The organism is Mesorhizobium sp. M1078, assembly GCF_040318615.1.
GTDB lineage: Bacteria > Pseudomonadota > Alphaproteobacteria > Rhizobiales > Rhizobiaceae > Mesorhizobium.
This window is the reverse complement of record NZ_JAMYMP010000001.1, coordinates 479102-492933: the sequence shown is the minus strand read 5'-3', so window position 1 is coordinate 492933 and position 13832 is coordinate 479102. Positions and strand designations below refer to the sequence as shown.

Below are 13832 nucleotides of genomic sequence, written 5' to 3'. Positions count from 1 at the left end.
GGGGCTGCGTAAAATACCCCATCGCCATTGCGAGGCTGGAACGTTGAAAAAATATTCGGTATTCGCCATCGCCCGCGAGGCCATGCGCGGCCACAAGGGCTGGGAGGAACAATGGTCCTCGCCGGAGCCGAAGAAGGAATATGACGTCATCATCGTCGGCGCCGGCGGTCATGGCCTGGCCACCGCCTACTATCTCGCCACCGTGCACGGCATCACCAATGTCGCGGTGCTGGAAAAGGGCTGGCTAGGCGGCGGCAACACCGGGCGCAACACCACCATCATCCGCTCCAACTACCTTTACGACGAGAGCGCCGGCATTTACGACCATGCGCTGAAGCTGTGGGATGGGCTCTCCCAGGAACTCAACTACAACGTCATGTATTCGGCGCGCGGCGTCATGATGCTGGCGCACAATGTGCACGACATCCAGGTGCTGAAGCGCCATGTCCATGCCAACCGTCTAAACGGCATCGACAATGAATGGCTGACGCCTGAGCAGGCGAAGGAATTCTGCCCGCCGCTCAACATTTCCAGGCAGGCGCGCTATCCCGTCGTCGGCGCCGCCTTGCAGCGGCGAGGCGGCACGGCGCGTCACGATGCGGTGGCCTGGGGCTATGCGCGCGGCGCTTCGGCGCGCGGCGTGCACATCATCCAGAATTGCGAGGTCACCGGCGTCAAGCGGGCGGCCAATGGCGCGGTCATGGGCGTCGACACGACGCGCGGCTTCATCAGCGCCAAGAAGGTCGGCGTGGTGGCTGCAGGCCACTCCTCGGTGATCATGAACATGGCCGGCGTGCGCATGCCGCTGGAAAGCTATCCGCTGCAGGCGCTGGTGTCGGAGCCGGTCAAGCCGGTGGTGCCGTGCGTGGTGATGTCGAACACGGTGCACGCCTACATCTCGCAGTCCGACAAGGGCGAACTGGTGATCGGCGCCGGTACCGACCAGTATGTCTCCTATTCGCAGACCGGCGGCCTGCACATTTTGCAGCATACGCTGGACGCCATCTGCGAGATGTTCCCGATCTTCACCCGCATGAAGATGCTGCGCTCGTGGGGCGGCATCGTCGACGTGACGCCCGACCGTTCGCCGATCCTGGCCAAGACGCCGGTATCAGGCCTCTATGTCAATTGCGGCTGGGGCACGGGCGGCTTCAAGGCAACGCCCGGCTCAGGCCATGTCTTTGCCCACACGATTGCCAAGGACGATCCGCATCCGATCAACGCGCCCTTCACCATCGAGCGCTTCCGCACCGGGCGCCTCATCGACGAGGCAGCAGCGGCGGCGGTGGCGCACTGATGATGGTGGAACTGGCTGTAGCGGTGCCGCTGGTGCTGGCGGGGGAGCAGGACCTGTTCCATTTTCCGTCACCGGACGAGGTGCGGACGCAGCCGATCAGCCGCGCCGGCAACGAAGCCAATTGGCCGTTTTCGATCGACGCCGGCATTCTGGCATGCGTGTGGAGCGGTGGCCAGAAGGTGGTCATCTTCATGGAGAACAGGCCCTCCGATCTCGGCGACGACGACACATTCGAGCCGCGCAGCGTCATCGTGACGACCGATCCGTTTCAGCTCACGATCGGCAACATGGCGTATCGCGAGCTGTTTCGCCCCGCCGCAAGCGTGGAGGAGCGCATTCGGCTCGTCGCGCCTTTTGCGGCGATGGGCCAGAGGCTTTGCAACCAACCGGCCGGCGCGCATGTCGGCCACGGCGAATTGTAGGAACGAACGATAATGCTTCTCATCCGCTGCCCCTATTGCGAGGAAGAGCGCCCGGAGCTCGAGTTCCGTAACGCCGGCGAGGCGCATATTGGGCGCTCGGCCAACATGGCGGGCGAGAGCGACGACGATTTTGAAAAGTTCTTCTTCATCCGCTCGAACCCCAAGGGCATCATCTATGAGCGCTGGCGCCACATCCATGGCTGCGCACGCTTCTTCAATGCGGTGCGCGACACCGTCACCGACAAGTTCGTCATGACTTACAAAGCCGGCGAGCCGAAGCCGTCCAAGCTGCCCAAAAACTCCAACGAAGTGGCATCCAAATGAGCGGCGCGTTCCGCATTCAAAGCGCCGGCCGTCTCAGCCAGGCCAAGACCGCGCGGTTCTCTTTCGACGGCCAGTCTTACACCGGCATCGAAGGCGACACGCTGGCCTCGGCGCTGCTTGCCAATGGCGTGCATCTGGTGGGACGTTCGTTCAAGTATCACCGTCCGCGCGGCTTCCTGTCGGCCGGAGCGGAAGAGCCCAACGCGCTGGTCGAGGTCAAGCGCGACGCGGCACGCAAGGCGCCCAACATCCGCGCCACGGTGCAGGAGCTCTATGACGGGCTGGTCGCGCAGTCGCAGAACCGCTGGCCTTCGCTGGCCTTCGATGTCGGCGCGGTCAACGACATTGCATCGCCGCTGTTTTCGGCCGGCTTTTACTACAAGACCTTCATGTGGCCGAAGGCAGCCTGGAAGAGCCTCTACGAGCCGAAGATCCGCGCCGCGGCCGGCCTCGGCGTTTCGCCTGACAAGCCAGATCCCGACCATTATTCGTCGCGCTATGCGCATTGCGACGTACTGGTGCTAGGCGGCGGTGCGGCCGGCATTGCGGCAGCGCTCGCCGCTGCCGAAACCGGCGCGCGTGTCATCCTCGCCGATGAACAGGCCAGCTTCGGCGGCAGCCTGCGCTTCGAGAGCGGGGCGAAGATCGACGGCCAGGACGGTTATGCCTGGGCGCAAGGCGCGGTGGCCAAGCTCACCGCCCTGGACAATGTCCGCGTTTTGTCGCGGACGACGGCGTTCGGCTACTACGCGCAGAACTTCGTCGGCCTGGTCGAGCGGGTCAGCGACCATCTGCAAAACCCCGGCCACGATTTGCCGCGCGAGCGCCTATGGCAGGTACGCGCCAAGCGCGTGGTGCTGGCGACCGGCGCCATCGAACGCCATATCGTGTTTGCCGACAATGACCGGCCCGGCATCATGCTGGCCTCGGCGGCGCGGACTTATCTCAACCAGTACGGTGTCGCGGTCGGCAAAAATGTCGGCGTCTACACCGCCAATGACTCGGCCTACTCCGCCGCGATCGACCTGAAGAAGGCCGGCGTCAACGTGGCGGCGATCGTCGACCTGCGCGACCATCCGACCGGACCTGTGATCGACGAGGCGAGGGCGCTCGGGATCGAGGTCAATTTCGGCCGCGCGGTGATCCGCGCCGGCGGCAAGTTGCGCGTGACCTCGATGACGGTGCAGCCGAAGAATGGGGGCGGCGAGCGCACCATTCCGGTCGACGCCATCCTGATGTCGGCCGGCTGGACGCCGTCGGTGCATCTGTTCTCACAGTCGCGCGGCAAGGTCGCCTTCAATGACGAGACCAAGCGCTTCGTGCCGGGCATCTATGCGCAGGACTGCGTTTCGGTCGGCGCCTGCAACGGTACGGATGGGCTCTCGGCGTCGATCGATGAGGCCTATGCGGCCGGCGCAAAGGCGGCGAAGGATGCGGGCGGCAAAGTGGCCAAGGGCGTAAAGCCGAAGGTCGACGCGTCGGAAAGCTGGTCGCGCGGCATGCTGGGCGCGGCGCCCGGCGCCGGGCCGGACAAGACGGTCAAGGCCTTCGTCGATTTCCAGAACGACGTCACCGCCAAGGACATCCGCCAGGCGGTGCATGAAGGCATGCGCTCGATCGAGCACGTCAAGCGCTTCACCACCAACGGCATGGCGACCGACCAGGGCAAGACCTCCAACATGCACGGCCTGGCGATTGCCGCCGAGACGCTTGGCAAGCCGATCCCCGAGGTCGGGCTGACCACGTTCCGCGCACCCTATACGCCTGTTACTTTCGGCGCGATCGTCAGCCATTCGCGCGGTCCGCTGTTCGACCCGACACGCAAGACCGCGATCCATCCCTGGGCGGAAGCTCAAGGCGCGGTGTTCGAGGATGTCGGCCAGTGGAAGCGCGCCTGGTATTTCCCCAAACCCGGCGAGGACATGCACAAGGCGGTCGACCGCGAATGCGTCGTGGTGCGCAGCAATGCCGGCCTGTTCGACGCCTCGACGCTGGGCAAGATCGAAGTGGTCGGGCCGGATGCGGCCAGGTTCATGGAACTGCTCTACACCAATCCGTGGGAGAAGCTTGAGCCCGGCCGCTGCCGCTATGGCATCATGCTGCGCGAGGATGGTTTCATCTATGATGACGGCGTCGTCGGCAGGCTGGCGCCGGACCGTTTTCATGTGACGACCACGACGGGTGGCGCGCCGCGCGTCATGAACCATATGGAGGACTATCTCCAGACCGAGTTCCCGCATCTGAATGTCTGGCTGACCTCGATAACCGAGCAATGGGCGGTCATCGCCGTGCAGGGGCCGAAGTCGCGAGACATCATTGCACCGCTGGTCGAAGGCATCGACATGTCGGACGAGGCGCTGCCGCATATGTCGGTGCGCGAAGGCAAGATCTGCGGCGTGCCGACCAGGCTGTTTCGCATGTCGTTCACCGGCGAGCGCGGTTTTGAAGTCAACGTGCCGGCCGATCACGGCCAGGCTGTCTGGGAGGCGCTGTGGGCCGAAGGCCAAAAGCATGGCGCGACTGCTTACGGCACCGAGGCGATGCACGTGCTGCGCGCCGAAAAGGGCTACATCATCGTCGGCCAGGACACGGACGGCACGGTGACGCCGAACGATGCCGGGCTCGACTGGGCGGTCGGCAAGAAGAAGACCGACTTCGTCGGCATCCGCGGCCTGACGCGGCCCGACCTTGTCGCCAAGGGCCGCAAGCAACTGGTCGGCTTGAAGACCAAGGACCCGAAAGTGGTGCTTGAGGAAGGCGCGCAGATCGTCGCCGACCCGAAGCAGGCGATCCCGATGAAGATGATCGGTCACGTCACATCCAGCTACTGGTCGGAAAATTGCGGTCGCTCGATCGCGCTGGCGCTGGTTGCCGGCGGGCGCGACCGGATGGGCGACACGCTCTATGTGCCGATGCCGAACGGGATGATCGAAGTGGAGGTTACCGGCATGGTGTTCTTCGACGAGACGGGAGGGCGCCTCAATGGCTAAGGCTGCTGCAAAGAAGACGGCCCCAGCTGCAGCGCCGTCGGTCGAGCGCCGCCCGGCCCTGGCTGAACGCGTCGTTTCCGCAACGGATGTCAAGGTCGAGGTGCTGCCGCCGGCGGAGCGCATGTCGCTGCGCGCGCCGGAGGCTTCCGTCGCGGCGCTGTCGAAGGCGCTCGGCCTGACCTTGCCGAAGCAGCCGAAAACTTCGGCGTCGAAGACAGGGCGCACGGCGCTGTGGCTTGGCCCTGACGAGTGGCTGGTTATCGATGAGGCTGGCAAGGATCCGCTGGCCGATCGTGCTGGGGTTGCCGCATTGCATTCGGCGGTCGGCATCTCGCACCGCAACGTCGCCTTCGCCGTCACCGGCCCGGCGGCTGCCGCCGCGATCAATGCAGGCTGCCCGCAGGATTTGTCGCTCGAGGCTTTTCCGGTGGGCGCGGCGTCGCGCACCATTCTCGGCAAGTGCGAAATCCTGCTGTTGCGCACGGCAGCCGACGCTTTCCGGGTCGAGTGCTGGCGTTCCTTCTCGGACTATGTCTTTACTTTCCTGTCGGAAGCAGCCAGCGACGCGGCGGCGTAGGAACGTTTGACGGGTCAAGCCGTTCTGCTTCCCCCATCAGGGAGAACATACGATGCCGTCGAAAGCGCCGCCGAAGTCAGCTGGCAAGACGTCCGCCGTGCGCTCACTCGAACATGAGCAGCATCACGAGGTGACTGCCGAAGAGGAACTCGAGGAAGGCCTCGAGGACACGTTTCCGGCCAGCGATCCGGTGTCGATCACCTCGACCGCCATCCCAGGCGTGCCGGCAAGACCCGGCAAGGCCAAGACGGTGCCGGGTCGCAAACCGCGCAAGAAATAACCCGTTCGGCTACGCCAGGTTTGAACTCAGGAAAAGCCGGCTTGCGCCGAGGAAAAAAGGGCGGCCGGGATTATCCTGCCGCCCTTAAATTAGTCGTTGTGCTCTGGTCGAGCCCGATCAACTTAGAACGTGCTCGGCACGATCCACGGGTTGATCTCGATGCCGAGACGCGGGCTCTTGGCCTTGACGTCGGACTTTTCGACCGAGCCGGTCACGGCGCAATCGAGCTTGGCATTGGTCGTGGTGTCGACGCAGGTGGCGGCGGGGGCCTGCTTGGTCGAGTGTGTGTTGTTGGCGGCGAAACCCGAGCCGGAGAGAGCCAGCACGGTGGCGAGGGCGAGAAGGGTCTTGTTCATGTCTGTCTCCATCGGTTAAATTCTTTTCGTACATGTACGATACAACGTACACATACGCCCACCGAGATGGGTTTTCAAGTCGGAAAACGTACGCGTACGAAAAATCTTTTTGAACGCCGAAAATTGCGGCGCACTGACACAGCCGAAGCTGTCAGGCCGGACGTTGAATTGGAGGGGCGGGGATGCTCAGCAGTCGACCGGGGTCTCGGTCAGCGGCGGCACATTCTGGGTGCTGAGCGTGGCGAGTGTGAAATCGCACATCCGCGTCACGAAAGCCTGTGGATCGCCGAAGGGGTAGAACGGGAACGTGATCAAAAGCGAGATGGTGCCGTGGCCGACTGCCCAAAGCATGGTGGCGATGGCGCGCGGATCGCCCTGCAGCTTGCCTGCAGCAACGCAGGCCTCGACCCTGGATATCAGCGCTTTCATCGCCGGGTTGGCCTCTTCCATGTCCTCATAGCTTCTGCCTTCCGGCAGCTTGGTCTTTTCGGTCATGAACACGGTGCGGTATTCGTTGGGATTGCCGAGCCCGAAGGCAGCATATTCGGTCATCACCGCACGCAAGGCCTCGATCGGATCGTCGGAAGGATGCTCCTCGATGCGGCGGGCAAGTGTTTCGAAGGCATCCTCGGCCAGCGCAAACAGGATGTCTTGCTTGTCGGCGAAGTAGGAATAGACCGACATCGGAGCATAGCCGACCCGCTTGGCCAACTTGCGGATGGTCAGGCCTTCATAGCCCTCTTCCTTGACGAGCTTGTGGGCTGCGTCGAGCAGTTCGGAACGCAGTTCGGCCTTTTGTTTCTCGCGGCGTTTCTGGACGCTCAGTGGCAAGATCCGGTGCCTTTGGTTGGTTGTGCATGACTAAATATATACGCTGTACGGAAACGGGCAAGGGCGCTGTCAGGCACATCAAAAAGCGACCTCAAGCTTTCTCTCGAATAGTCGTGCCCGTTCTGGTCCATTTCGCCAGCATCTATGTCACAGCATGTGTAACCTGGGCGCACGCAGGCAACATCGGACTGTTACAAACAAAGCCTATTTGGCGGCTCTGCAAGAAATTTCGGTTTTGGGGGGCCTCTATGGCTGCGATAGAGCTTTCGTCCGGGCTGCCGGGCACACATCCACTTTCTCATGGCGCAAGGCTGGCGCTCAGGCGAGTCGTGATAGTCGCATGGCTGGCGATCGCAATCGGCTTCGCCATGGAAGCGCTTATTCTGACTGCCGGATTTGCGGCAGGTTCGCACCCGGCCCCGACCCAGGTTCTGATCGAGTTGGCGCAAGGAGTGACCTGGTCATTCTTCGTCTGCGCCGGCGTCAGCCTCGGCACGGCGATCACCAAGGTGCGAGCCTCGCTTGGCGGCCTGATCGCCATGATCTCGGGGCCGCTGGCCATGGGCATCGCCAAAGGTACGCAAAAGGTGATGGTGAGCGCGCTTGATGTATCGGCAAAGCCCGTGATCCTGTCGCTCACCACGCTCGGTATGTTGCGGGCGATCGAGTATGGTTTGCTGGGTTGGATGCTGGCTTCGCTGGCATCCAAGGAAGAACCTCGCTCGCTGCATTTCATGCTGGCGGGTGCCTTGGCCGGCGCGGTGTTCGGCGGCGGGATCACGGCGCTGACGATCGAGACTGCCGCAGCCAAGGACATTGCGCTGGCATTGCCGCAGGCTGTCGCCACCGGCCTCATTGAGATCGTGTTTCCGATCGGATGCTCGCTGGTCGTCTACATCGCCCTGCAAGTCAGCCGGCACATGAAGTTCATTTCCAGCGACGCGCGCTAGAGCCGAATGATTTCAGGTCGAATTGAGCTGAAATCTGAATCCGGGTCTAATCAAATTGATAGAGCATGATGTCGTCCGAAAACCGCTTCACACTTTCGGCATCATGCTCTTTCTACCGACGGTGATCGGTTTGCGTCCTGTTTCCAGGCCGGTTGCCACCACCTCCGTATGGGCTTGCTCCCCGGTCGGGGAACGGAACTGATCCGATCTGTCATCAAATCGCGCCGACCACACTATCTCATTGTCGAGTCAGGTTCGGTCGATCAGCTTGGCGGCAAGGTGCGACAGCAGCCTCACCGCTTCGCCATAGGTCCTGGCCTTTTCGGGATTGGAGGCGTTGCCGTCCAGCGCCCGCTTGTAGACGCCCTGACAGATGGCCGCCAAGCGGAAGAAGGAGAAGGCGAGGAAGAAGCTCCAATTGTCGATGCCGGCCAGCCCGCGCCGACGGCAATACGCCGCGACATAGGCTTCCTCCAAGGGAAGGCCGAGGGCGGCGCGGTCGACGCCGCCAAGACCGCGAAAGCCCGAGGCGTGCGGCAAGCGCCATTGCATGCATTGATAGGCGATGTCGGCAAAGGGGTGGCCAAGCGTCGACAGTTCCCAGTCGAGCACCGCCAGCACTTTCGGCTCACTGGCTGCGAAGATCATGTTGTCCAGCCGGTAGTCGCCATGCACGAGGGATATCCGGCCGTCATCGGCCGGCATATGCGTCTCCAGCCAGGCGATCAGCCGGTCCATGTCGGCGACCGTGCCGGTCTCCGAGGCGCGGTACTGACTGGTCCAGCGTGCCAGCTGGCGTTCGAAGTAATTGCCGGGTTTGCCGAAATCGCCGAGCCCGACCGCCTCGACATCGACATCGTGCAGGGCCGCCAGCGTGGCGTTCATAGCATCGTAGAGGGCGGCGCGCTCATCGTTGCCAGCGGCCTCCGGCACTGCCGGATCCCAGAAGATGCGGCCGTCGAGAAAATCCATGACGTAGAACATGCGGCCGATCGGCGTCGCCTCCGCCGACAGATGCAGCATCGCCGGCACCGGCACGGCGGTGCCGGCCAGCGCCTTCATGACCGTGAATTCGCGGTCGACCTGATGCGCCGATTTCAGCAACTGGCCCGGCGGCTTGGCGCGCAGGACATAGCGGCCGCTGGCTGCGGTCAGCAGATAGGTCGGGTTCGACTGGCCGGATTTGAATTTTTCGATGGAATGAAGCCCGGCAAAACCCGGGATGTGCGCCTCGAGATAGGGCGCTAGTGCCGTCTGGTCCAGCGCGTTGGCGTCGCCGCTCATGCGGTCTCCGGCTCACGCTCGATCAGCGTCAGCGTCAGCCAGCGCGCCGTCAGCGCCGGCTTCTTCGAGCCTTCGATCTCGATGGTCACGTCATGCGCCGTCTGCACCCAGCCCGACGGCCTGACCTTGACGTCGGCCAGCACGAAGCGGGTGCGGATGCGCGCGCCGGTCTTCACCGGCGCCAGGAAGCGCAGCGAATCGAAACCGTGGTTGACGCCCATCTTGCCCTTTTCCAGCGGCGGCATGGTCTCGAAGGTCATCGCCGAGAGCAGCGACAACGACAGGAAGCCATGCGCGATGGTGCCGCCGAACGGCGTCTCGTTTTTGGCCCGCTCGGGGTCGCAATGGATGAACTGGTGGTCGTCGGTGGCGTCGGCGAACTGGTCGATCATGGTCTGTGTGACCTCGCGCCATGGCGAGACGCCGACTTCCTTGCCGACGCTGGCCAGAAGCACATCGAGACTGATCGGTTCCACTGCGGTGTCCTCCCCTTGCCGCCGACCGCGGCTCATTCCTTGAACAATGTCAGCCCATGCTGCACCGACTGCCCGCCGTCGATCGGCAGGATGGCGCCGGTGACATAGGAACCGGCACGGCTGCACAAATAGAGCGTTGCGCCGCCGATGTCATCCGCCACGCCGATACGTCCGATCGGCACATGGCTGCCGACATGTCTGGCCTTTTCTTCGGTGCCGGTGGCAAAGGCGGTCATCCGGCTCTGGAAGGGACCGGGCGCGAAGGCGTTGACGGTAATGCGCCGCGCCGCGAGTTCGATCGCCAGCGTGCGCGTCAGGTGGTGAACGGCGCCCTTGGACGCGGTATAGGAATAGGCGTCGTCGGCCAGCGGCTGCGTGCCCATCACCGAGCCCAGGTTGATGACGCGGGCCGGATCGGCATCGCTGGCGGCGGCTTCCAGCAGCGGCAGCAATTCGCGCGTCAGATGGAAGACGGCGGTGACGTTGACGGCGAACACCTTGGCCCAGCCGCTATAGGGAAAATCTTCCAGCGAGGCACCCCAGGATATGCCGGCATTGTTGACCAGAATATGCAGCTTCTCGGTGCGCGCCTTGACCTCGCCGACCAGCGCGGCAATGCCTGCTTCGCTCGAGACGTCACCGGCAAAGCCTTCGGCACTGCCGGAGCCGCCGAGCCCGTTCAATTCAGCGGCGACCTTGACGCAATCCTCGCCCTTGCGCGAAGCGATCATCACGGTGGCGCCGGCTTGGACCAAAGCGGTCGCCACCATGCGGCCGATGCCGGTCGCGGCTCCCGTCACGAGCGCGGTCTTGCCGACCACTGAGAACAGGTCTTCGAGATAGCTCATCGGAATTCCTCCGCGCTTTTCTGCTCACGGTCCGGGGCGAAAGGGGCTCGCGTTGACAAGGCTACCCGAAGTACGGTCATCCTTGCCACGGGTAAAGTGCCCAGATGCGTGAAAGGGTTGGAGACCGATGGCGGACATGAATCTCGGCATGACCGAGCGGCTGAAGCCGATCCACGCCCGTGTCGCCGCCATGGTGCGCGATGAGATCATGCCGCTCGATCATGATTTTTTGAGTGAGGTCGGCAAGGGCGGCGACCGCTGGGTCTACACCGCGCGGCAGACCGAGATCCTCGAGGGATTGAAGAAGACGGCCAAGGAGCGCGGCCTGTGGAATTTCTGGCTGACCGGGTCCGAGCGCGGCTATGGTCTCTCGACGGTCGAATACGCCTACCTCGCCGAGGAGATGGGCAAGGCGCATCTCGGCGCCGAGACCTTCAACTGCTCGGCGCCCGACACCGGCAATATGGAGGTGCTGGAGCGCTACGGCTCGGACGACCACAAGCAGGCATGGCTTGAGCCGCTGCTCGAGGGCAAGATCCGCTCGGCCTATCTGATGACCGAGCCGGACGTCGCTTCCTCCGACGCCACCAACATCGCCATGCGCTGCGAACGGCGAGGCGACGACTATGCACTCAACGGTGAGAAATGGTGGGCGTCGGGGGCCGGGGACCCGCGCTGCGCCATCTACATTGTCATGGTCCGCACCGGCGGCGAAGCCGAGCCGCAGCACCGCCGCCATTCGATGATCCTGGTGCCGTCCGGCACCAAGGGCGTGATCAAGCTTCGACCGATGCAGGTCTATGGCGATGACGACGCACCGCACGGCCACATGCACCTCCGCTTCGACAATGTCAGGGTGCCGGCCGGAAACCTGATCCTCGGCGAGGGCAGGGGGTTCGAGATCGCGCAGGGGCGGCTCGGCCCCGGCCGCATTCACCATTGCATGCGCGCCATCGGCCAAGCCGAAATGGCGCTGGAGCTGCTGTGCCAGCGCTCGGTGCGCCGCGAGGCCTTCGGCCAGCCATTGGCCAAGCTCGGCGCCAATTTCGATATCATCGCCGAGTGCCGCATGGAGATCGAGATGGCGCGGCTGCTCTGCCTCAAGGCGGCGTGGATTATCGACCAGGGCGATGCGCGCGCAGCCGCGCCCTGGATCAGCCAGATCAAGGTCATCGCACCGCGCGTCGCGCTCAAGGTCACCGACGAGGCGGTGCAGATGTTCGGGGCGCAAGGCATCAGCCAGGACACGCCGCTGGCGCGCTCGTGGACGCATCTGCGAACCCTGCGCCTTGCCGACGGGCCGGACGCCGTGCACCGCCGGCAGGTGGCGCGTACGGAGCTCAGGAAATACACGCAGGAAAAGGTCTGAGCGGATGAAGGCCATTATCGCCCGCGATTTCGCGCCGCTCGGCCAGCTCGTCCATGCCGACAATCTGAAGGAACTGGTCGGCTGGCATCTGGCCGGCAAGGTTCGGCCGGTCATCGAAGGCACTTATCCGCTGGCCGATGCCGCCGCCGTGGTGACGCGCGTGCTTGGCCGTGGCGCATCCGGCAAGCTCATCCTCAAACTGTAAGGAGCCCCGCCATGGCGATCCCCTCAGACATGAAAGCACTGCTGCTGACCGGCGACGGCTACACCAGGACGCCCTCCGGCAGTGCGCTGGAGGCGATGGAGCCGTATCTCAAGCTTGGCAGCATCGGCGTGCCGACGCCCGGACCGAGCCAGGTTCTGATCAAGGTCAGCCTCGCCTCGATCAACCCGTCCGACGTCATGTTCATCAAGGGCCAGTACGGTCAGCCGCGCGCCAAGGGCCAGCCGGCCGGCTTCGAGGGTGTCGGCACGGTCGTTGCCAGCGGCGACGAGCCCTATGCGAAAAGCCTGATCGGCAAGCGCATCGCCTTCACCACCGGCGTCACCAATTGGGGCGCGTGGGCGGACTATGCAGTTGCCGAAGCTGCCGGCTGCATTCCGCTGCTCGACACGGTCCGCGACGAGGATGGCGCGGCGATGATCGTCAACCCGCTCACGGCGCTCGCCATGTTCGACATCGTCAAGGAGACGGGCGAAAAAGCCTTCATTATGACCGCCGGCGCCAGCCAGCTTTGCAAGCTGATCGCGGGTCTCGCCAAGGAGGCTGGGTTCCGGCCGATCGTCACCATGCGCCGCGACGAGCAGATTCCGCTGTTGAAGGAGATCGGGGCGGCCCATGTGCTCAACGAGAAGGCGCCGGATTTCAAGGCAGCACTACGCGATGTGGTCAAGGCCGAGCAGCCGCATCTTACTCGATGCGGTGACCGGGCCGCTGGCCTCGGCGATCTTCGACGCCATGCCGAAGCGCTCGCGCTGGATCATCTATGGGCGGCTCGATCCGGACCCCACTGTCATCCGAGAGCCCGGCCAGATGATCTTCCAACACAAGCACATTGAAGGCTTCTGGCTGGTCGAATGGATGCGCCACTTCCGCGACAAGCGCGGCCCGGCGATCATGGAAGCACAGATGCGCTTTTCGGATGGGCGCTGGTCGACCGACGTGACGGCGGTGCTACCGCTGGATGAGGCGATGGCGAAGGTCCCGGCGGAGCTGGCCAAGCCGAACGGGAAGGTGTTTATTAGGCCGTAGATCAGAAGGGTTCGAGGTTCTCCCATGAAGCAACTGTGGTTCGTTGCAGTCGTCCTCACGGGGATGGCAGGCTCGATTTCTGCCGAGGCTGCTGACAAGTTCCCGCCTTCCTGGCGCAAGTCGATGACCAATGACCCCAGCACAAACTTCTTCCTCAAGAAGTATTCGGCCGCCCTGGACAATCCTGCTGCGACCGCAGTCAGAAACATCGTGCTGGCGCGAGAAGTCGGCTCGGAGTGTCAGTCGTCCAAGCTCAATAAAGCCAAGCTCAAAGCATATCGCGACAGCACGCTCGGCGCGCTTTCGCCTGACGCCCTCAAGGCAGCGGCGTTTGAAACCCGCGTTGCGCTGCGCGGCTTTGACTACCAAGATCTCGCTCACCTCTGTGCCGGGATAGACTATCAATTCGGGCCGAAAGGAGCACTGATCGCGGGTGCGATACCACCGGGGAAAGGTGAGCCGAGGTACCGGTACGACCCGGCCAACCCGTACATCCAACTGCCAGAATTCACTGGCAAATAGTGGAGGCGCACGAACGGTTTTCAGTGCTTGACGACCGCCCCCTCCCTATATCTA

The 13832-nt window shown here is 63.5% G+C and carries 15 protein-coding genes and 1 pseudogene; 11 read left to right on the top strand and 5 right to left on the bottom strand.

Going from position 1 to position 13832, the window contains the following annotated elements; genetic code table 11:
- Positions 1–43: 43 nt before the first annotated feature.
- The 6 genes from NKH38_RS02470 to NKH38_RS02445 are packed head-to-tail and all read left to right on the top strand — an operon-like array spanning position 44 to position 5890.
- Positions 44–1297: a sarcosine oxidase subunit beta gene (locus NKH38_RS02470; RefSeq protein WP_023671142.1), complete on the top strand. Its 1254-nt coding sequence runs from the start codon at positions 44–46 to the stop codon at positions 1295–1297.
- On the top strand, positions 1297–1719 hold the full coding sequence (locus tag NKH38_RS02465; RefSeq protein WP_023820626.1) for a hypothetical protein: 423 nt from the start codon (positions 1297–1299) through the stop codon (positions 1717–1719). The genes NKH38_RS02470 and NKH38_RS02465 overlap by 1 nt, the downstream gene beginning before the upstream one ends.
- A gap of 12 nt (positions 1720–1731) precedes the next feature.
- On the top strand, positions 1732–2043 hold the full coding sequence (locus NKH38_RS02460; RefSeq protein WP_352758863.1) for a sarcosine oxidase subunit delta: 312 nt from the start codon (positions 1732–1734) through the stop codon (positions 2041–2043).
- Positions 2040–5033: a sarcosine oxidase subunit alpha gene (locus NKH38_RS02455; RefSeq protein ID WP_352758860.1), complete on the top strand. Its 2994-nt coding sequence runs from the start codon at positions 2040–2042 to the stop codon at positions 5031–5033. The genes NKH38_RS02460 and NKH38_RS02455 overlap by 4 nt, the downstream gene beginning before the upstream one ends.
- Positions 5026–5610 (top strand): sarcosine oxidase subunit gamma, encoded by a 585-nt coding sequence (locus NKH38_RS02450; protein WP_023691852.1) that lies wholly within the window; start codon positions 5026–5028, stop codon positions 5608–5610. The genes NKH38_RS02455 and NKH38_RS02450 overlap by 8 nt, the downstream gene beginning before the upstream one ends.
- Positions 5611–5662: 52 nt before the next feature.
- Complete coding sequence (locus tag NKH38_RS02445) at positions 5663–5890, top strand: hypothetical protein (protein ID WP_352758857.1); 228 nt, start codon at positions 5663–5665, stop codon at positions 5888–5890.
- Between the two features lie 122 nt (positions 5891–6012).
- On the opposite strand, the gene NKH38_RS02440 is transcribed toward NKH38_RS02445, so the two are convergent.
- Together NKH38_RS02440 and NKH38_RS02435 are read right to left on the bottom strand one after the other, a co-directional pair.
- Positions 6013–6246, bottom strand: coding sequence for a DUF680 domain-containing protein (locus NKH38_RS02440; RefSeq protein WP_023737612.1), 234 nt, complete (start codon positions 6244–6246; stop codon positions 6013–6015).
- A 186-nt stretch (positions 6247–6432) separates the two neighbouring features.
- Positions 6433–7077: a TetR/AcrR family transcriptional regulator gene (locus NKH38_RS02435; RefSeq protein WP_023671149.1), complete on the bottom strand. Its 645-nt coding sequence runs from the start codon at positions 7075–7077 to the stop codon at positions 6433–6435.
- 113 nt (positions 7078–7190) lie between these two features.
- On the opposite strand from NKH38_RS02435, the gene NKH38_RS02430 reads away from it, so the two are divergent.
- Complete coding sequence (locus NKH38_RS02430; RefSeq protein WP_352758855.1) at positions 7191–8027, top strand: hypothetical protein; 837 nt, start codon at positions 7191–7193, stop codon at positions 8025–8027.
- A gap of 249 nt (positions 8028–8276) precedes the next feature.
- Here NKH38_RS02430 and NKH38_RS02425 read toward each other — a convergent pair whose 3' ends face one another.
- Genes NKH38_RS02425 through NKH38_RS02415 form a run of 3 tightly spaced genes read right to left on the bottom strand, consistent with a single transcriptional unit; the run spans position 8277 to position 10635 of the window.
- Positions 8277–9311, bottom strand: a complete 1035-nt coding sequence (locus NKH38_RS02425) for a phosphotransferase (protein WP_352758853.1) — start codon at positions 9309–9311, stop codon at positions 8277–8279.
- A complete protein-coding gene (locus NKH38_RS02420; RefSeq protein WP_280790513.1) occupies positions 9308–9823 on the bottom strand; it encodes a MaoC family dehydratase in 516 nt (171 codons plus the stop codon). The genes NKH38_RS02425 and NKH38_RS02420 overlap by 4 nt, the downstream gene beginning before the upstream one ends.
- Complete coding sequence (locus NKH38_RS02415; protein ID WP_352758850.1) at positions 9820–10635, bottom strand: SDR family oxidoreductase; 816 nt, start codon at positions 10633–10635, stop codon at positions 9820–9822. Before NKH38_RS02415 ends, NKH38_RS02420 begins: the two co-directional genes overlap by 4 nt.
- Before the next feature lie 127 nt (positions 10636–10762).
- On the opposite strand from NKH38_RS02415, the gene NKH38_RS02410 reads away from it, so the two are divergent.
- The 4 genes and pseudogenes from NKH38_RS02410 (at position 10763) to NKH38_RS02395 (ending at position 13778) form a co-directional block, all read left to right on the top strand.
- Positions 10763–12004: an acyl-CoA dehydrogenase family protein gene (locus tag NKH38_RS02410; protein ID WP_352758847.1), complete on the top strand. Its 1242-nt coding sequence runs from the start codon at positions 10763–10765 to the stop codon at positions 12002–12004.
- Positions 11925–12209: a zinc-binding dehydrogenase gene (locus NKH38_RS02405; protein ID WP_352758844.1), complete on the top strand. Its 285-nt coding sequence runs from the start codon at positions 11925–11927 to the stop codon at positions 12207–12209. Before NKH38_RS02410 ends, NKH38_RS02405 begins: the two co-directional genes overlap by 80 nt.
- Before the next feature lie 11 nt (positions 12210–12220).
- Positions 12221–13256, top strand: a pseudogene (locus tag NKH38_RS02400) (zinc-binding dehydrogenase).
- Between the two features lie 24 nt (positions 13257–13280).
- Entirely contained in the window at positions 13281–13778 is a 498-nt protein-coding gene (locus tag NKH38_RS02395) for a hypothetical protein (protein WP_352758841.1), read from the top strand.
- The last annotated feature ends 54 nt before the right edge of the window (positions 13779–13832 follow it).

Bases quoted from the DNA above. Each gene is read 5' to 3' on its own strand.
- NKH38_RS02465 (WP_023820626.1), top strand. From the start codon at position 1,297: ATGATGGTGGAACTGGCTGTAGCGGTGCCGCTGGTGCTGGCGGGGGAG.
- NKH38_RS02460 (WP_352758863.1), top strand. From the start codon at position 1,732: ATGCTTCTCATCCGCTGCCCCTATTGCGAGGAAGAGCGCCCGGAGCTC.
- NKH38_RS02455 (WP_352758860.1), top strand. From the start codon at position 2,040: ATGAGCGGCGCGTTCCGCATTCAAAGCGCCGGCCGTCTCAGCCAGGCC.
- NKH38_RS02450 (WP_023691852.1), top strand. From the start codon at position 5,026: ATGGCTAAGGCTGCTGCAAAGAAGACGGCCCCAGCTGCAGCGCCGTCG.
- NKH38_RS02445 (WP_352758857.1), top strand. From the start codon at position 5,663: ATGCCGTCGAAAGCGCCGCCGAAGTCAGCTGGCAAGACGTCCGCCGTG.
- NKH38_RS02440 (WP_023737612.1), bottom strand. From the start codon at position 6,246: ATGAACAAGACCCTTCTCGCCCTCGCCACCGTGCTGGCTCTCTCCGGC.
- NKH38_RS02425 (WP_352758853.1), bottom strand. From the start codon at position 9,311: ATGAGCGGCGACGCCAACGCGCTGGACCAGACGGCACTAGCGCCCTAT.
- NKH38_RS02420 (WP_280790513.1), bottom strand. From the start codon at position 9,823: ATGAGCCGCGGTCGGCGGCAAGGGGAGGACACCGCAGTGGAACCGATC.
- NKH38_RS02415 (WP_352758850.1), bottom strand. From the start codon at position 10,635: ATGAGCTATCTCGAAGACCTGTTCTCAGTGGTCGGCAAGACCGCGCTC.
- NKH38_RS02410 (WP_352758847.1), top strand. From the start codon at position 10,763: ATGGCGGACATGAATCTCGGCATGACCGAGCGGCTGAAGCCGATCCAC.
- NKH38_RS02395 (WP_352758841.1), top strand. From the start codon at position 13,281: ATGAAGCAACTGTGGTTCGTTGCAGTCGTCCTCACGGGGATGGCAGGC.